Annotated in this window: 15 protein-coding genes; 13 read left to right on the forward strand and 2 right to left on the reverse strand. The window is 58.7% G+C overall.

Annotated features, from left to right (window positions below; translation table 11 throughout):
- The first annotated feature begins 60 nt into the window (after window positions 1–60).
- The 4 genes from IOD40_RS18370 (at window position 61) to IOD40_RS18385 (ending at window position 4927) form a co-directional block, all read left to right on the forward strand.
- Window positions 61–777 (forward strand): TetR/AcrR family transcriptional regulator, encoded by a 717-nt coding sequence (locus IOD40_RS18370; protein ID WP_198478157.1) that lies wholly within the window; start codon window positions 61–63, stop codon window positions 775–777.
- Window positions 778–839: 62 nt separating this feature from the next.
- Window positions 840–2006, forward strand: a complete 1167-nt coding sequence (locus IOD40_RS18375) for an iron-containing alcohol dehydrogenase (RefSeq protein ID WP_198478158.1) — start codon at window positions 840–842, stop codon at window positions 2004–2006.
- Between the two features lie 92 nt (window positions 2007–2098).
- The gene (locus IOD40_RS18380) at window positions 2099–3418 is read left to right on the forward strand and encodes an aspartate aminotransferase family protein (protein ID WP_198478159.1); all 1320 of its coding nucleotides are present in this window, start codon (window positions 2099–2101) and stop codon (window positions 3416–3418) included.
- A gap of 63 nt (window positions 3419–3481) precedes the next feature.
- Window positions 3482–4927 (forward strand): NAD-dependent succinate-semialdehyde dehydrogenase, encoded by a 1446-nt coding sequence (locus IOD40_RS18385; protein WP_198478160.1) that lies wholly within the window; start codon window positions 3482–3484, stop codon window positions 4925–4927.
- A gap of 9 nt (window positions 4928–4936) precedes the next feature.
- Here the strand turns inward: IOD40_RS18385 and IOD40_RS18390 are convergent, their stop codons facing one another.
- Entirely contained in the window at window positions 4937–5476 is a 540-nt protein-coding gene (locus IOD40_RS18390) for a hypothetical protein (protein WP_198478161.1), read from the reverse strand.
- 354 nt (window positions 5477–5830) lie between these two features.
- A protein-coding gene (locus IOD40_RS18395; protein WP_198478162.1) for an IS3 family transposase occupies window positions 5831–7182 on the reverse strand; the annotation gives its coding sequence in 2 pieces (ribosomal slippage) (window positions 5831–6846 and window positions 6846–7182; 1353 coding nt in all).
- A gap of 25 nt (window positions 7183–7207) precedes the next feature.
- On the opposite strand from IOD40_RS18395, the gene IOD40_RS18400 reads away from it, so the two are divergent.
- The 9 genes from IOD40_RS18400 to IOD40_RS18440 all read left to right on the forward strand — a co-directional run bounded on the left by IOD40_RS18400 (window position 7208) and on the right by IOD40_RS18440 (window position 17295).
- Complete coding sequence (locus IOD40_RS18400; RefSeq protein WP_198478163.1) at window positions 7208–8386, forward strand: Z1 domain-containing protein; 1179 nt, start codon at window positions 7208–7210, stop codon at window positions 8384–8386.
- Between the two features lie 11 nt (window positions 8387–8397).
- Window positions 8398–9459 (forward strand): PD-(D/E)XK motif protein, encoded by a 1062-nt coding sequence (locus IOD40_RS18405; protein WP_198478164.1) that lies wholly within the window; start codon window positions 8398–8400, stop codon window positions 9457–9459.
- Window positions 9460–10096: 637 nt separating this feature from the next.
- Window positions 10097–11029 carry a hypothetical protein gene (locus tag IOD40_RS18410; protein WP_198478165.1) on the forward strand — a complete coding sequence of 311 codons (933 nt, stop codon included), beginning with the start codon at window positions 10097–10099 and terminating at the stop codon, window positions 11027–11029.
- Window positions 11026–11511: a hypothetical protein gene (locus IOD40_RS18415; RefSeq protein WP_198478166.1), complete on the forward strand. Its 486-nt coding sequence runs from the start codon at window positions 11026–11028 to the stop codon at window positions 11509–11511. Before IOD40_RS18410 ends, IOD40_RS18415 begins: the two co-directional genes overlap by 4 nt.
- Window positions 11508–13445 carry an AAA family ATPase gene (locus IOD40_RS18420; protein ID WP_198478167.1) on the forward strand — a complete coding sequence of 646 codons (1938 nt, stop codon included), beginning with the start codon at window positions 11508–11510 and terminating at the stop codon, window positions 13443–13445. The genes IOD40_RS18415 and IOD40_RS18420 overlap by 4 nt, the downstream gene beginning before the upstream one ends.
- 20 nt (window positions 13446–13465) lie before the next feature.
- Entirely contained in the window at window positions 13466–14197 is a 732-nt protein-coding gene (locus IOD40_RS18425; protein ID WP_198478168.1) for an FtsH/Yme1/Tma family ATP-dependent metallopeptidase, read from the forward strand.
- 219 nt (window positions 14198–14416) lie between these two features.
- On the forward strand, window positions 14417–14761 hold the full coding sequence (locus IOD40_RS18430; protein WP_198478169.1) for a hypothetical protein: 345 nt from the start codon (window positions 14417–14419) through the stop codon (window positions 14759–14761).
- Window positions 14762–15256: 495 nt separating this feature from the next.
- Window positions 15257–16141, forward strand: a complete 885-nt coding sequence (locus IOD40_RS18435) for a phosphoadenosine phosphosulfate reductase domain-containing protein (protein WP_198478170.1) — start codon at window positions 15257–15259, stop codon at window positions 16139–16141.
- 71 nt (window positions 16142–16212) lie between these two features.
- Complete coding sequence (locus IOD40_RS18440; protein WP_198478171.1) at window positions 16213–17295, forward strand: hypothetical protein; 1083 nt, start codon at window positions 16213–16215, stop codon at window positions 17293–17295.
- Window positions 17296–17451 lie beyond the last annotated feature (156 nt).

The raw sequence follows: 17451 nt of genomic DNA on the forward strand, positions 1-17451 counted from the left end.
CAATTGCGTCCCTCATGCAAATCCGCTGATATGCACGAGAAAAAGTCTTTGGAGGAATTGATGGCCAACGCGCGGCTTGAAGCGGGTGATAAGCGCGAACTGAGCGAAGCTGAAGCTCTCGTGGAGGCCGGCCGACCGCGCCGCCCGACCCGCGCGCGGCGGAACAAGGCCGATGGGGAGACTGTCGATAACAACATCGACATTCTCGATGTTGCCGCTCAGTGCTTCATGGAAATGGGCTTCCAGGGCGCGAGCATCGATGACGTCGCGCGTCGCCTCGGAGCTACCAAGGGACGCATCTATCACTATTACCGTTCCAAGACCGATCTGTTCTTCGACGTCCACCGCGAAGGTATGCGCCGCCTCAACGAAGCAGTTCACGCAGCTATGCAGACCGGAAGTACTGGCCGCGCGACGTTGAACGCGATGCTGGAGGCGCATGCCCTGACGATGCTGCAGAACATCGCCTACCTCGCGGTCGTTGTGCAGGGCGTTCACATGCATCGTCTGGGCGCCACCACCCTCGCGCAGCGCCAGGTGCTGGACGAGATCATGGCGATCCGCGGCGACTTCGAGCGCTTGTTCATCGACGTGTTCCACCGCGGCCAGGAGGACGGCAGCATTCGCGCCGAGAACGCCTCCATCGCCGTCAAGGGCATGCTGGGCGCGGTCAACTGGACCGCCATCTGGTACCGCCCGCGCGCCGGTGAAACGCTGGAACACAAGCAGGAGATCGCTCGCGAGCTGGCGAAACGCCAGGTCGAGGGCATCGTCTGACGCCACAATCTTCTTCAGAAACTTTTGTCCGGCAGCAGCCGGGATATCCAGGGAATGCAGCCATGACTTCGATGCCGTTTTCCTTCACCACGGTTGGGCAGATTCACGTCGAGTGGGGCGGCGCCGCAAAACAAGGCGAACTCCTCAGCAGCTGGTTTCCTGCTCGCAACCTATTGATCGTAACCGATGGCGGCCTGCATAAGGCGGGCGTTCTGGAACCCGCCAAGTCGTCGCTTGCCTCGGCCGGCTTCAAGGTCACCGTGTTCGACGCGGTGGTCGCGGATCCGCCCGAGCAGGTGCTTCTTGACTGCGTCGCCCAAGGGCGCGCAGCCGGCGCGGACATCGTCATTGGCATCGGCGGTGGCTCGTCCATGGACGTCGCCAAGCTCGCCGCCGTCATGTTGGTCAGCGAGCAGCAGCTCTCTGAGCTCTACGGCATCGGCAACGTGCAGGGCGCGCGCCTGCCGCTCGTGCAGGTGCCAACGACTGCCGGAACTGGCTCTGAAGTCACAAACATCACCATCCTGACCCGCCCGGACCATTCGAAGATGGGTGTCGTTTCCGACCAGCTCTATGCTGACCGGGTGCTGCTCGATGCAGAACTCACGGTTGGTCTGCCCGCGCTGCACACCGCTGCGACGGGTATCGACGCAATGGTGCATGCGATCGAAGCCTACACCAGCAAGCACAAGAAGAACCCGTTGTCGGATGCGGCTGCTCGCGAGGCGCTGCGGCTCCTGTCGTCGAACCTCGTCGCTGCCTGCAAGAACGGCGCAGACCGCGCGGCGCGCGAGGCAATGCTGATCGGCGCGCTGCTCGCTGGCCAGGCCTTCGCCAATGCTCCGGTCGCGGCGGTGCATGCGCTCGCCTATCCGCTCGGCGGCCGCTATCACATCCCGCACGGGCTTTCGAACGCGCTGATGCTGCAGCCGGTGCTAGAGTTCAACATGAAGGCGGCGGCACCGCTTTATGCGGAACTTGCAAGCCCTGTCGGCGCAGATGTCGCGCAGGACGCCGGTTGCAAGGCCAAGGCGAACGCTTTCGTGAAGCGATTGATCGAACTGATGGATGCGTCGGGTGCACCGCGCCGCCTGCGCGACGCGGGCGTTGCCGAGGAAATGCTGCCGCAGCTTGCAGCCGACGCAATGCTGCAAACGCGCCTACTCGGCAACAATCCGGTGGAAGTGACAGAAGCGGACGCGCTCGCGCTTTATCGCGCGGCCTTCTGATAGCCAAAAAACGGGCAGCAGTTCCGGCTGAGGATGCGAACGAGGACAGCGCCTCGTTCGCACGGACCCTATCAGTCCGTGGGGAGGAATTCATGAGCACTTTCGGGACGCCAAAGTCGGTGGCTCTCTATGAACGTGCCAAGCACGTCATGCCGGCCGGCAACACGCGACACACGGTCTTTCGTACGCCCCATCAGATCTATGCTGAACGCGGCGAGGGCTGCCGGATCATCGACATCGACGGCAACAGCCGCATCGACGCCGTCGGCAACTTCACCTCGTTGCTCCACGGCTACGGCTCCGAGGCGATCAAGGCGGCTGCGCGGGAACAACTGGAGAAAGGCTTCAGCTTCGGCATGGCGACGCCGGGCGAGGTAAGGCTCTCTGAAATCTTGGTCGAACGCCTGCCGTCGGTTGAGCATGTCCGCTACTGCAACTCCGGCACCGAAGCGGTCATGAATGCCGTGAAGGTCGCACGTGCGTTTACGGGCCGCGCCAAGATCGCCAAGTGCGAAGGCGCTTATCACGGCGCGTATGATGTCGTGGAGACCAGCCAGGAGGCGCGGCCGGAGAGCTGGGGAGACGTGGACGCCCCGAACCCTGTTCCGACCGCCGCCGGAACCCCGCAGGGCGTGCTCGACGACGTCGTCATCATTCCGTTCAACAATGTTGAGCTAGGCGAGAAGATCCTGGGCGCCAAGGGCAACGACCTTGCAGGCGTGCTGATCGACGTTATGCCGAACCGCGCCGGTCTGGTTCCGGCAACGCCGGAATTTCTCGAGATGCTGCGCCGCGTGACCAAAGAGATCGGCGCTCTCCTCATCTTCGACGAGGTGATCACCTTCCGCCTCGGCTATAGCGGCGCGCAGGGGCGCTATGGAATCAATCCTGATGTCACTGCGCTCGGCAAAATCATTGGCGGTGGTTTCCCGATCGGCGCAGTTGCCGGCCGCAAGGACGTGATGGCCGTCTACGACCCGTCGAACGGCGCACCGAAAGTGCAGCATGGCGGCACCTTCAGCGCCAACCCTATGTCGATGATGGCTGGCATTGCCGCGATGGAAGCCCTGACGTCGGAGGCTTTTGCTCATCTCGAGGCGCTCGGCGACCGCTTCGAAACGAAAATCACCGCCCTCTTCGAGGAACTCGTTACCGAGGCACAGGTAACGGGTATGGCCTCGCTGCGCCGCATTCACTTGAACAAGGCAGAGCTTTCCGACTTCCGCTCCACGGTACTGGCAGGCGCCGACGGTGCGAAGAAGGTTGCAGCCCTGGCTCGCCTGTTGTTCGACGAGGGCGTCATTATCGCTGCCAACGGCCTCGTCTGTTTCTCGACGCCAATGACCTTTGGTGACATCGACGAGATCATCGCAGCATTCGCCCGTGCACTGCCGAAGCTTTCGGAAGTTTGAATCCGAGATCTCCCCGCGGTCGCCGAAAAGCTTTGCCCTTCCTTCCCTGATTGCGAGATCGTCATGCTACCTTTGAAAGATCCTAGCCTTCTGATCGACAAGTGCCTCGTCAACGGCAAATGGGTCGGGGCGCAATCAGGCAAGACGGTCGACGTAACCAATCCGGCAACCGGTGACGTTATTGCCCGCATTCCGTCGATGTCGGCACAGGAAGTTGAAGACGTCATCGGCCACGCCAACGCAGCCTTCCGCCCGTGGGCGCGTCGCTCTGCCAAGGAACGCTCGGCGATCCTGCGCAAGTGGTTCGATCTGATGACCGAGAACGCCGACGATCTGGCTGTCATCCTCACCAGCGAGCAGGGCAAGCCGCTCGCTGAAGCGCGTGGCGAGATCGTCTACGCTGCATCCTTCGTCGAGTGGTTCGCGGAAGAAGCCAAGCGCGTCTATGGCGACACGATCCCGGCCCCGCAGGCCGACAAGCGCATCACCGTCATCCGCCAGCCCGTCGGCGTGACCGCTGCGATCACCCCGTGGAATTTCCCGGCGGCGATGATTACGCGCAAGGCAGCGCCCGCACTTGCTGCTGGTTGCACCATGATCGTGCGCCCGGCCGACCTGACGCCGCTGACCGCGCTTGCACTCGGCGTCCTCGCTGAACGCGCAGGCGTTCCGGCAGGCGTGCTTCAGTTCGTCACCGGCTCCAGCCGCGTTATCGGCAAGGTGCTCACCGATTCCGACGTAGTGCGCAAACTCTCCTTCACCGGCTCGACCGAAGTCGGGCGCGTCCTGATGGAGCAGAGCGCTGCCACCATCAAGCGCCTGTCGCTGGAACTCGGCGGCAATGCGCCGTTCATCGTCTTTGATGACGCCGACCTCGACGCCGCGGTCGAGGGCGCGATGATCGCCAAGTTCCGCAACGCCGGCCAGACCTGCGTCTGCGCCAACCGCATCTTCGTCCAGCGAGGCGTCTATGACGCGTTTGCGGACAAGCTTGCCGCCCGCGTTTCAGCCCTGAAGGTCGGCAATGGCATGGAGCTTGGCACCGAAATCGGCCCGATGATCGAGGAAAAGGGCATCGAGAAGGTTCTCGCCCACATCGACGACGCCATCTCGAAGGGTGCGGAACTGAAGGTCGGCGGCAAGCGTCTCGACGGTCTGATGCTGCAGCCGGCAGTTCTGACCGGTGTGACCACCGATATGACGGTGACGCAGGAAGAAACCTTCGGCCCGCTCGCCCCGCTCTATGCCTTCGACACGGAAGAAGAAGCGGTTGCGATGGCCAACGACACCATCTTCGGCCTCGCCGCCTATTTCTACACCAAAGACCACGCCCGCGCGGTGCGTGTTTCAGAAGACCTCGAATACGGCATGGTCGGCCACAACACCGGCCTCATCTCCAACGAAATGTCCCCCTTCGGCGGCGTCAAGCAATCCGGCCTCGGCCGCGAAGGCTCGAAGTACGGCATCGAGGAGTATCTGGAGATGAAGTATATTTGTTCGGCCGTGTGACGAGGCAACTTAGGAAGAGCCGTGGCTGACGTCTGTATGGGCTGCCGCACGTTCTGAGCGCCGAGACCCGCCAGACAGTTTTGGCTTTCGTGGATCGTCGGCCGACGCCAACAATACATCTGCGCGTGCTCGGAAGATTTCCTCGTTCGCTGCGTCTCGGTTCAAAGCGGTATCATCTAGGCCCACCTGTGCCATGCGATGGAGGACGTCTCGCAGGAAAGGGCTTTTCGTTCGACCGTTTCGGTCGGCGAGCACGCCTTCTCGCTCTGACCTGAAGGTCTCAGTGATAAAAGGCATATCACCTTCCGTCGTGCCGACCTCAAGCAGCGCTTCGTGTACCTCGGACCCGGTCTCAAATCTGAGGTCCTCGGCAGGGCCATAAGCTTCTAGCAGACGGTAGGCGTACCCGACTTGGCGGTCAGCTTCCCGATGCACCGAATCGCGAAGGGAGCCGCTGCGCTTGGCTGCTCGGTCGAGCTTCTCGATCTCGTCTCGCATCGACTCGATTTCGAGCGCGAAGATCTTCGCAAGCTGCTCTTTCGTCGCCATCCTCGCCCTCGGCAACAACTCGATCTCTAGCAGTAGGGCATTGAGCCGCCGTGCTACCACGGAAGCCTTTTTACGGTCGGATAGTCTAAGGCTAAGTGAAAGGCGGGTGGGGCTACACCCCGGCACCGCTTCTCGGAATATCTACTACTGGGCCGATGGCCATAAGGAGATGCGTGGTGGTTTTGGTCTAGTCAGAGTTGACGTTGCTCGTGAGGACCGACGCCGGCGGCTTCTGTCGCTCAATCCCAAAGGTCGCGTCCTGATCAAGCAAATTGTCGAAGTGTCCGTCAGCAAATGATTTGAGACAGCTCGGCGTTTGAAGGATTGGAGTTTCTGGTCCGTCTATTTGTTGATTTAAGCGGCTTGCTGCCGATGTTGCAATCGACGCAGTTTGATGGTGCCTCGTTTGATCCTTTCTCGTTCTAGCAGGATGGTTTGGCCCCGCCCGAAGTAGACGTCGGCTGGTGTCAGGTTGTGGATGCTTTCGTGATATCGTCGATGATTGTAATGTTCGACGAATGCGGCGATCTGAGCCTCGAGGTCTTCTGAGAAGAAGTAGTTCTCGAGCAGGATGCGGTTCTTGAGCGTCTGGTGCCAGCGCTCGATCTTGCCTTGGGTCTGTGGATGACAGGGTGCACCGTGGACCTGTTCGATGGAGCGCTGTTTGAGCCATTCTCCGAGGTCCGAGGCGATGTAGCATGGGCCATTGTCCGATAGCAGACGCGGCTTGTGCTCAACCCTTGCCGTATCGCAACCGGATGCCGTGAGCGCCAGCTTCAGCGTGTCGGTGACGTCCTCTACCTTCATTGTCGTGCACAGTTTCCAGGCGACAATGTATCGCGAGAAGTCGTCGAGCACCGTGGACAGGTAGAACCAACCCCAGCCGATGACCTTCAGATAGGTGAAGTCAGTTTGCCAGAGCTGGTTGGGCCTCGTCGTCTTGTCCTTGAACTCGTTGCCAGCCTTGATGACGATGAAGGCAGGCGACGTGATGAGATCATGGGCCTTGAGCAGGCGATAGACCGAAGCCTCTGACACAAAATAGCTTTCAGTGTCGGTGAAGCGAACGGCTAGCTCGCGCGGCGACAATTCGGTCTGATCCAAAGCCATGTCGATGATGCGGCTGCGGACATCGTCGGGAATGCGGTTCCACACCCGCGACGGGGCTGAATGCCGATCCTCAAGTCCCTCAACGCCGTGGGTCAGGAACCGATCATACCACCGATAGAAAGTCGGCCTTGGAATACCTAGCCTGTCAAGCGTCTGCTTCACCGGCAGGTGTGACTGCTCGACGATCCGGATGATTTCCAGTTTCTCGGCAGCGGGATATCTCATTCCTCGTCGCCCCCATGCCCGATCATGCTTTTTTTAAGCAGCCGCAGTTCAAGCGCCTGTTCGGCGACGACCTCTTTCAGATCGCGTGTCTCGCGGCGCAGAACCTTTACTTCGTCGGAGGTTGCGGCACGCGCCGTATCCCCGGCCAGCCGCTTCTTGCCCGCTTCGAGGAACTCCTTCGACCAACTGTAATACAGGCTTTCTGCAATACCCTCGCGGCGGCAGAGAGCAGCTATGCTCTCCTCACGACGCAACCCGTCCAGCACAATGCGGATTTTGTCCTCGGCTGAGTGATGCTTGCGCGTCGCACGGCGGATATCCTTGATGACCTGTTCGGCGCTGGCCTCTCGCGGCCCGGCTTTCTGTTTCATCTTCGCTTCCTTTGATCGAGCTACGATGAACCAGAAATCCTCTCCTCTCAGTTACACCCAATCTGTCTCAAGGGCGCTGATCCTGGACAGTTCATCGGCTAACCCGTTGGCAGACACTCAGATGCAGATGCAGCGCTGGTTCGGTTACCGCGGGGCGTATATTGAACTTTGCCGCGTCTTCGCCTCCAGCGACCAACTCTCCCTCTTCGGTGACTATCACGATGTAGATGAAGCGGTTCGAAATTCCATAACTGAGTGCATGATGAGCAACGCCCCTAAACCTACCGTCTTGCAGGGGCTGAATTTCGCAGCCACAGGCAAAATAGCAGGCGTGGGCACCCTTCCGATATCCCCTGGTGCAAGGCCCTTTATTACAGTCATCAATGATAGCGCACAGCAGGATCCCAACGTAGAAATCGTGGCAGGACTCTTCGACCGACCGTCAAGCGACGTCATCGTCGCCAATGTGTTGCGGGGCCGAATCCTAGATGTTCCACTCGAACTTACCGACGCCGCTGAACTCTTAGATCGTCTCACTTACTCGGATTACCGACCTGGCAACGAGGGGCGGCACGCGGACATCTGGCGTGGTATAGAAGCCCGCGCAAACGCGCTCGCCATACTAGCCGATGCACCATTCTATCGCCCTCCGGAGAGGAGTGGTAGGGGAGACCATCCGAGGCACGCCTGTCCCTATGCCATTGCCGCCTATCTTCGGCTCTGGTCCGCTAGCCTCACTCGGCCGATCACGGGCCTATTCGTGACCGGTCAGCCCGGAAATCGATGGTCCTACGCTAACCTCTCGCGCAAGTACGCTGAGCGGCCAAGGTTCTGGATCGGCATGCGTTACGGAGATGGTGCCACCGTATCCAAAGGTCCGTTGGCACAGCTGCCGTTCAAAATACGCGCCACCACAAAGCGGGTGTCCACAGGCGAACTCAAGACCACTTGGGGTGCAAGTGACCCGAATGCAGGGCCGACCCAGTATCGCGGCGACGTCTATTTTGACTACTATCACCGTGGCGCTGAAGTGCCGACTAACAGTCCCACCGGGTGGTGTCCTAGCGGCTCCGATGGTCAAATTCTTTTCTACATCAATCAACTTCCGGACGATGATTACCCCACGGTCGCCGTTGGACTCTGCTTCCCTGCGGGAGGTCCGGAGCAGTTTTCAGCCACCCGTGCTGGGGCAGCTATCTCTTAGAGGAAATTTGCATGACCAGCTACGAAGCAGTTCTGGAACAGATAACTGCCGTTCCAGCAGGCGCCACTGGAAATGATCGGGCCATAAAATGGTTGACTGATGCGAAGGTGGTAGGGGTCGCTCGAAATAGTGACGGTCGCTTGGAACTCTTCCTCGCAGGTGGCGAGTTGAGCCCCCGAACCCGTATAGTACAGTTTGCGATGCGCTACCACACCTGGCACCGTGACGCTTTACCTCCGCTGAGAGCAAACCGTATTTGCTTGCCCGCTTTGGGGCACTTCGATCAGGTCGGTGCATTTATTGCTGCGGAACTACTGCGCGAGAAGGCCGATGCCAATCTAGTGCGTGCCTTTGCCGTCACAGAACCGCTGATCGAGCTCGCCATTAAGCGCATGGAGATATCCGAGAATGCGATCATCGGGCTTGTCGGGGAACTACTCCTGCTCAATGCACTCTGTCGCCGCGCCGCCGACACCCAAGTTGGGCAACTCGTTCAGGCTTGGGATGGCTGGCGCCGCTCGGAAAGGGATTTAACATGGCAGGGCACAGGCGTAGAGGTAAAGACCACGACCAGACCCAGTTCTAGTCACGGCATCAGTGGCCTCCATCAAGTTGAGCCTACCCCGGCATGTGATGACGCCATAGGGGAAGCGCGCCTACTGCTCGTAAGCATCGGGTTGTGCCAAGCAGAAGACAATGCGACTTCTGTGTCAATCCCCACCTTGGTGAACAGCATTATAGAGCGTCTCAATGCCACCGGGGCGAGCGGTGTGGTCGACGAGTTCCTTACGCGCGTTTCTGTGTACGGAGCAGAGTCAGGTATTGGATACCATCATGCCACGATGATCAATGATGCACCGTTCGCGACTAAATTTAACGTGACCTTCTTTCGTGGGTACGACATGGCGGACCCGGCCGTTGAAGTCCTGCGGCGCGATGACGTGATCTCTCATCAGCATGTGGATGCTCATTCGGTCACCTTCCGGTTAGAACTTCCCGCGACGATCAGTTTGAACAACCCCATTGTAGGTGCCCGACGCGTCGCGGAGGCGATCATTAGTTCGTACAGTTAGGTTCGATGATTTCCCGCGGAAGGCTATCCGCTTTTTTAGTAAGTCGTGGGATAGGGGAGACCTTGGCCCGATCATTGCTTGTCTGCATGTTTGCGGTCAGATTGTCCGCGGATCGAAATTGGTCAAGGATAGGCTCGCGTACTCTACCATACTGGCACCGTTCCTCCCGCACTTCTCGTCCCCAATCCGCGCGTTAACCATACGATCGCGTGACGGGCTCTCGAGTGTTCGAGATCCTGCGATGATGCCTCTGCTTTGGATGGTCTGAAGCAAAACGGCCCCCGACGGTGCTCTAACACCAGACGAGGGCCTGACCCGCAACCTACACGGAGGCATCGGGCTATGAACAGAGATACCCTTTTCTTCGATTACCTGGAAGTTCCTCAGCTGCTTGTCGACAGTGGAAGAGCTGTCGATCTCATCGGTGTGAGCTGACGCGTTCTCGTTGAGAACGAGGGGCGAGCCTTCGCCTTTAGTTGAGCTGTCGGACTTGAGAGCAAATCTGCAGCTGGCGCGAAGCCGCAGCTGAGGCCCTCGCACGAGTAGCCCGCCATAAACCACGCATCTGTTCGTCCAACCTTCGGCGTCTTCGTCGGCGGAACGGCAGCGTGCGTCTCCCGTTTTGAGGAAACTTTCCATGATCATAGATAATTCCACTGCCGGAGAGGCGGGCTTGACCGCTATCGCGGACTTAGCTGCGCTTCGTCCTGATCTTGAACGCCTCGTTGAACAGGCGATCGACGCCATTTCCGGTTGCTCGGCAAAATCAGACGCTACATTCGGCGTTTGGGCCGAGATCGTTGCTGCGATCCGATCGACCGCATTTCACGAAGGCAAGCTGCTTGAGCGTGCGATCGCACGCCTGGTCTCCTGTAACCCCGACCTGAGCATTGTGACGCTGGAGCGACCGATGCCAGTCGTGCCAGCAGCACGTGAAGTGCTGCGGCGCAATGAAGGTGTGTTGAGAGGCTTGCGCCTGAGCCCTGAGGTCCACTCGCGGGAGACCTATGCACCAGATCTCGTGATCGTTGATCGCAGACGCCACGCGGCGTTGATCCTCGACGTCAAGCGATCGCTGCTTTCTTACGAGATGCCGCGGCTTAATGAACTGCGCTCCAAGATGTTGGCTGTCGCGATGATTGCAAGTGATTGGCTGACGCTTGAATGCCGCACGCCACCGATCGTCGACGTCTCGGTCGCCATTATTGATGGCTCCGATGAGATGATCGACCATGAGCGCGGCATCTGGGGGCTTTCGGAAATTGACGTCCTGCTCGAGGTTGAAGGCGCGGGCGCGGCCATGGGCGTCCTCCGTGATCTGTTCGGTCAGCGGGTGCGCGCATTGCTGGCTGAGCGTTGCAGGAAGGAAGTCCAGCAAAGCTTTGACGGCTGGTCGTCCGCTAGCACGTCGGGTGGAGAGGCTTTCGCGGAATCCAGCAGCGCGGCTCTTCCGGATAGCCTCAACTCTGGCGAGCGTCTGAGGGACGCGGACGAGGCTGTTCTGGCCCTGAGGCGGGGCCAAGACGTTGGCGCGCGTGTGGGCTTTGCCCGCGGGAGGGTCCTGCAATGAGCGATCAAAAGAAGAGTCATCCGCGCTTCACGGTCGTTGCTGGAGACAAGCAGAGCCTGACGCCTTTAGCTCGGACCGCCCCCCGAACTGACAGTCCTCCGCTATCGCAGAGTATGACCTTCGAGGCTGGCGGCAGCCGTGATGTCATGCTGAAGGTCATGGGGCACGATGAGGCTTGCCGTGCGCGCTCGCGTCAGGGGATCCTGACCAGGTGCCAGTGCAAAACGCGCAGACCCGCGGATGATCCAGCCGCGATCATCGCGCTGACGATGCACTACGCGCGCATTCGGATCGAGCGCGGTCTTCCCATGCCGCTTAGCATCATCAAGCACCTCAAGCGCTACGTCGAAGCGGGTGATCTGGCCTCGATGACTGTCTGGGACTGGCTTGCCCGGCGCGGCATCGTGTCGGCGCGGCCACCCAATGCCAAACGCCAGGGCTTTGCGCTCCGGTTGGTCTCACAAAAGGAGAAGCAGCCATGAGCCATATGCTTCAAAGGGCCGTCGTGGCCGAACGCCTAGCCAACCATTTTGTCAAAAGGCTCAGCCACGCTGCTCGTGCGGATGCGATCGAATTCGCAATCGCGCAGGAACTGCTTGTCGAAGTTGATCGTGATGAGAAGCGTCGAGGGGGTGGTCGTGACAACGAAAGACGTTGGACGACCTCTGTGCTTGGCAGCGATGATGACGATGACTTTGCCTGGGCATCACCTCCGCGAGGCGCCCTTGAGCTCGGACCTCGTCTGGTTGGTATGTCACGCGCTCGGATTACGACGGTGCTCAAACGCCACGGCGTCGAATTGGTGACTTCGACTCAGGTGAAGCCAAGGACATTTCAAAAGAAGACTGCGCCCCATCATAACGTACCTGATCAGCGGAAGGCGCTGATCGCGGATATCGTTCGGGCTTTCAAGAATGCGGCGCCGCCTCCATGCGCAAGCCGTGTTGCAACGCTCTTGCTCGTTGCGGAAGCCTTTCGGCTTCGCAGTCTTAAGGCACGCGTCAATCTAAAGGCTCTGGGGCATCAGCAACCGATCGTGAGCCTGGTCTCTCCCGTCAAAGGTTTCGAAGCGTTGTTTCTGACGCTGCTCAAGGAGGGGTTAGTCCTTCCGGGGACCGTTTCCGTCTGTGACGGACATGATTTGCGGGGATCCCATGACATTCGTTTTTCCAGCGGCGATGCCACGCGGTGGAAGACGATCATCTTTCGAGGCTCGCGATACGATAAAGGTGAAGCGGAAGCCGAGCCTGGGCGACGGCAGGTTGGGATCGCTGCTCAATCCAGCTTACCGATCCTCGGTATCTCGGAAAATCCAAAGACAATTCCTCCAGCCCTGAAAGCGGCTGCAAGTCTTGATCTGCAGACTGGATCTTTGACCGCGGATATCGTGTTGCGGACGATGGAGGTTGTTCTCGGCGAAGAACCTGCCGATCTCGGTCGCGTGGCAGATCATTGTGAGCAGCTGTCACTCTATGATCTGGCTCTTGCCATCAGGCCCGGTGTCAGTGGGGAGGCTGCCGCCGATGTCCTCGCCGAGCTCGCGATCTCACGACAGGCAGACGATGGCGCACATCCTCCGTCTCAGTCTGACGCGAAGGATGAAAGTCGTAGTTCATGGTCAGGGGGCTCTCGCCGGGCAGCGGACCAGGGCACGGGAAGCGAGATCGTTCAGCCCGCATCTCGCACCCACGGCAATGACAACCGTTTTGTCGCGACGATCGAGACGCTAAGCGGCTATGGCGAGGCTCGTGACTGGGCGCTTGCGCTCAAGGACGATCTGGTTCTTTGGCGAGAGGGCACTCTCGGTTGGGATGATCTTTCCTCGAAACTTCTTCTCTCAGGCCCACCTGGTACAGGAAAGACAACTTTCGCGAGGGCACTTTGCAATACGCTGCAAGTCCCTCTCATAGCGACGTCGGTCGCGACATGGCTCGAGCTAGGCTATCTCGGCGATGTAATCAAGCGGATGCGAAGAGCGTTTGCGGAGGCTGCCGCGAATGCCCCTGCGATCCTGTTCATTGACGAGATCGATGGCATCTCCAAGCGCAGCAGCAACGGCCGATCGCACGAAGATTACTGGAACAGCGTCGTCAATCGGCTGCTGGAGCTTCTGGACGGCACGTTGAATTCGACGGGCGTCATCGTCGTCGGCGCCGCCAACAATCCAAGTGCAATTGATCCCGCGCTCCTGCGATCAGGCCGACTTGAAAAGCACATCGTCATCCCAAGACCTGACATTGATGCGCTTGTCGGCATCTTTCGGCATCACCTGCGCGATGATCTCGACCATGTCATCGCGACCCGGCGAGACGCCAGCCCTCAGGGTCTACCTGACCACAAGGGGATATTGGATTGCGCCATGTCCTCACACGAGCGCGCTACGGCGATGCCTGATAACAGCGTGGGACGTCTGTGATGGGACGAACGCATATAGACTTGGACCCTAACCTTCTTCGTCCGCTCGCCCGCAAGGCCTACGGCATGAGCGGTGCCGACATTGAGAGGCTAATCCGGGAAGCGCGTGGAAAGGCACGCCGCGAGCAGCGCCAGCTTTGCTGGGACGACATTGAGAGGCTCCTGGATGCTAAACGTCCAAACATCTCAAAGGAGCTTCGCTGGCGCATGGCTGTCCATGAAGCTGGCCACGCGATAGCGCATTTGATCCTGCGTGCCAGCGAGATTGTCCTCATCACTATCGATCACCCGCAAGGTGGTCTTGTTCAGGTGGCGGATGAGCCTCTCCATGCCCGGACGGAAACTGCCATGCTTCACGACATCGGAGTTTGTCTCGCCGGGCGCACTGCCGAAATTGAATTCCTTGGCGTCGTGTCCTCTGGCGCTGGAGGGAGCGAAGACAGTGATCTTGCTCAGGCCACCAAGATTGCCGTCTCGATGGAGACAGAGGCTGGTTTTGGAAAGGTCTTCCCGTTGCTCTACAGAAAGGCGAACGAAAGCACCTCGCTCATGTTCCACCTTGGCCTTGCGGAACAAGTCCACGCCCGGCTGCAGGAGGGGGAGCAGCTGGCAACGCAAGTGATCCGCGAAAATCGAGAGGCGGTCGAAGTGCTTGCGGGTGAGCTAGTCCAGAATCTGACGCTCGAAGGCAGCCATCTGACAGAGACGGTCGCCGAGCTTCGCAAGCTAGTCGTCGTCAGACCCGGAGCTTGAAAACTTGGATCAGGTTGCGGGCAACCCAATCTGAGTTGCTGGCAACTTGAAATCAATTGCCAGCAACCTGAAACGAGTTACGCAAAATCGATTCTGAAAACTGAGATTGCGATTCAGTATCTGAAGCAAAGGATTCAGTTTCGAAGATTATCGTTACGGCGGCAAACGGCGTTGCGGAACAGGGTGGCGGCACGTCTCGGTCACGTTGGAGGAGGGGACATGGCAGAGACGATGACAGCCAGGCGCAAGAAGCAGCGCGAGCGCCAGCGGCAATACCGGGAGCGGTTGAAGGAGCAAAAGCGGCCGTCCCGGGATGATGTGGCGCGGGCGCTGCTTCACTTTGCGATCACGGAAAACCTCAAGAATGGCCGCATCGAAGAGGTCAATCTGCTACTTGATCGCCTCGTTGATGATCTGACGCAGCAGGGCTTTGACGCGCGGGCAACCCATGAGGTTCTCGATGCCCTTGTCGAAAAGTATCGCCGCGGCTGGGATTTCCAGCGCAAGCGGCATCTGGAAATCACCGGACAAGGTGACCAAGGCGATCAAGATAGCGACCGTTGACCTGTCAGCTTAGGCATCGAGATGTGTGTTGTTCGGGAAACCGTCGGACAAACGGCGTTTTCAATTAATCTGCCTGTTCTCCCCGTTACTTCATGTAACGGCGTTTGCAGTTGAATCGCTTGATTGGACTCCACAGAGACGGAGGCAGAGTCACGCTGAGGCAAGGAAATCCGGTGCTTTCCGGTGGCGTTGTAAAGTTGGGAAAAGTTTCCCAACTGGTTTTGACCCCCATGTCGCGCTTCGACGGGCTGACAGATCATTCCTTGTCCCGCTGTCGCCTGATGGCGCAGACGAATAGATCTAAGGTCAGGTAAGTCGTACAAAAGGATTTTATGCTTGCAATATTTCATCGGGAATCGCTTGCGGATATTTCGGCATAGGCCACTCTTTGAAAGAGTTACTTTTATGAATTGCTGGTCATCTCCGGCAGCGGGGTAGCAATAAATTAATTCGTCCGTGCTGATCTCTTCGGGACGTTGGTCTGGGGAGGGGCTGATGAGTCAAAGACGGCGATCGGCGACAAAGCCAGCCAGCATCCGATTGATACGTCCTGCACTCGTCTCGTTTAGCGGCGGCAGAACGTCAGGCTACATGCTCTATCTGTTGCTCCAGGCACATGATGGCAAGCTTCCGTCCAATGCCCATGTTGTCTTTGCCAACACGGGCAAGGAGCGAACTGAAACTCTCGATTTCGTATGCGAATGCGGGAAGCGCTGGGGCGTACATATTCACTGGCTCGAACGAAGCGAAACGACGGCTGGATTCACTGAAGTCACTTACGAGACTGCGTCGCGCAGCGGCGAGCCATTCCAAGCCCTCATCGATCGCAAGAAGCGGCTTCCGAACTGGCGAGAACGCTGGTGCACGCAGCTTCTCAAGGTCCAGCCCATGATCGATTTCATGGCTGCGAAGGGATATGCCGTCGGTGAATATGATGACGTCATCGGTCTTCGTTATGACGAAGGAATGCGCATCATCAAGGGCTTCGACAATGCGTATGCAACGGGACGGCGCGTTAACTACCCCCTAGCTCAAAAGAAGATCACGGTGAGCGACGTTCACCGTTTCTGGACGGCTCAACCGTTCGATCTCCAGTTGGCGCCGTGGCAAGGGAACTGCGATCTCTGCTTCCTCAAAGGTCCGAAGATCCGTCAGCGTATCATCCAAGAGAAGCCGCAGATTGCGGAGTGGTGGGCCGCAAATGAGACGCCTGAAAAGGGGAGGAACCTTCGGGGATGGTGGAGCAATAAGTCGAGTGTTCGCCAGCTCAGTGCACTTGCCAGCGCATCTGCTGAAAATTCGGCCGCTCCCGGTGATGAGCACGACGTCGAGTGTGGTCTACACTGCGGCTACGAGATTGAAGAGAATGAAGCCGCCTGAGCATTGGCGTCTTTTCGAGGATCGACGCAATCCACACGACTGAAGTTGGAGCTAAGTTGAGGGGAACTGAAATGCCTAAAGCGGATAATACAGCGGATGTCGCGGTGGCCGTTAAGCGACGCCAGAGTGGTACGACCGCGTCGTCTGGTCCAGCTCAACCCCTTCAATCCGAGGGGCTCGCATTCGACTACGATGAATTTAATGTTACTGTGGCAGATCGCGAGGTCCTCGAGGAGGTGCGCACATTTTTCGTATCCGTCGGACGAAAGCGAACCGATGAGATCTTCGAGTGTGGACAGGCCTTGGCCAAGGTGGAAGCTCGTCTCCCAGACCAGAAGGCTTTCGATGCGTGGGCACGCAAGGCTTGCCGGATCACCCGACGCGGCGCTGCGAATTACATAGGCGTCTACCGAAATCTCACACCCTTTAGAGATCGCTTCGTGTCACAGAGCGTGCCCGGCAGCGCAATGTACAAGCTGATATCGGCCGAGCCTTCTGTGATCGACACTGTACTTTCGTCGTATGAAAGCGGGAAACCTCTAACGGTGAATGACATAGGCCGCATGGTGTTCGGCGGCGGCGATATAACGGTAAAAAATGATGGCGATCTCGGCGGCCGGGAAGGCTTGCGCCGACTAATCGCTTATAAGACCGCTGTCGGCGTGCCTGAAGTTATGGATACAGCAGTCGATATTTTGTCCGTTATTATTGAAGCCTTGGAGCGACATCGTGGCGGCAAGAAGATTGTGAAAGATGCTCTTTCCAAAGAGATAGTCGGTCCGTCGCGTGTCCTGCGTCAGCAGATCGAATGGCTGACGTGGATTGGAACGGTAAGTGGTCCTATCGAAAAAGGTGCCGCCTCTCTTAAGCCTCGTTCGGAGGGTGGCCGCTGGGCCGCTCTAAGGTTTACCCTATACAAGATGGGAGGAATTGAAGGGTGGCCGAAGGCTTCTGAATTGGCGGATTGGCTATCGCAAGAAGTGCTTCCCCTGCTTGAGTGGCTGCTCGGCAGCGAGGCCGAGCGAGCACGTAGCAAGGCAGAGATCTCAGCGAAACGCCGCGGGGCCAAGCCGAAAGGGGAAAATCTGACGCCAAAGGTGCTAGGAGTTACAACTCAAGCTAATCTAGAACCTACAACGCAGGCGGCGTGGTAGGGTTCGGACGATACGTATCCGTCTTTGCAGGTTTCTAGAGGCGACCGCTTTGCGCCCCCATGCACGAACCCGCTTCGCGGGAGGGGTGCCACGGCCTGAGATGGCATAGTATTCTCAGCCTTTGAGCGGTAGCGGCGGTCGAGCCGACCGTGGAGT

This window comes from Aquamicrobium zhengzhouense, from assembly GCF_016124105.1.
GTDB classification, from domain to species: domain Bacteria; phylum Pseudomonadota; class Alphaproteobacteria; order Rhizobiales; family Rhizobiaceae; genus Aerobium; species Aerobium zhengzhouense.

What these genes read in the sequence shown, in the direction of transcription:
- IOD40_RS18370 (WP_198478157.1), top strand. Translation starts at nt 61, where the DNA reads ATGGCCAACGCGCGGCTTGAAGCGGGTGATAAGCGCGAACTGAGCGAA.
- IOD40_RS18375 (WP_198478158.1), top strand. Translation starts at nt 840, where the DNA reads ATGACTTCGATGCCGTTTTCCTTCACCACGGTTGGGCAGATTCACGTC.
- IOD40_RS18380 (WP_198478159.1), top strand. Translation starts at nt 2,099, where the DNA reads ATGAGCACTTTCGGGACGCCAAAGTCGGTGGCTCTCTATGAACGTGCC.
- IOD40_RS18385 (WP_198478160.1), top strand. Translation starts at nt 3,482, where the DNA reads ATGCTACCTTTGAAAGATCCTAGCCTTCTGATCGACAAGTGCCTCGTC.
- IOD40_RS18390 (WP_198478161.1), bottom strand. Translation starts at nt 5,476, where the DNA reads ATGGCGACGAAAGAGCAGCTTGCGAAGATCTTCGCGCTCGAAATCGAG.
- IOD40_RS18400 (WP_198478163.1), top strand. Translation starts at nt 7,208, where the DNA reads ATGAACCAGAAATCCTCTCCTCTCAGTTACACCCAATCTGTCTCAAGG.
- IOD40_RS18405 (WP_198478164.1), top strand. Translation starts at nt 8,398, where the DNA reads ATGACCAGCTACGAAGCAGTTCTGGAACAGATAACTGCCGTTCCAGCA.
- IOD40_RS18410 (WP_198478165.1), top strand. Translation starts at nt 10,097, where the DNA reads ATGATCATAGATAATTCCACTGCCGGAGAGGCGGGCTTGACCGCTATC.
- IOD40_RS18415 (WP_198478166.1), top strand. Translation starts at nt 11,026, where the DNA reads ATGAGCGATCAAAAGAAGAGTCATCCGCGCTTCACGGTCGTTGCTGGA.
- IOD40_RS18420 (WP_198478167.1), top strand. Translation starts at nt 11,508, where the DNA reads ATGAGCCATATGCTTCAAAGGGCCGTCGTGGCCGAACGCCTAGCCAAC.
- IOD40_RS18430 (WP_198478169.1), top strand. Translation starts at nt 14,417, where the DNA reads ATGGCAGAGACGATGACAGCCAGGCGCAAGAAGCAGCGCGAGCGCCAG.
- IOD40_RS18435 (WP_198478170.1), top strand. Translation starts at nt 15,257, where the DNA reads ATGAGTCAAAGACGGCGATCGGCGACAAAGCCAGCCAGCATCCGATTG.
- IOD40_RS18440 (WP_198478171.1), top strand. Translation starts at nt 16,213, where the DNA reads ATGCCTAAAGCGGATAATACAGCGGATGTCGCGGTGGCCGTTAAGCGA.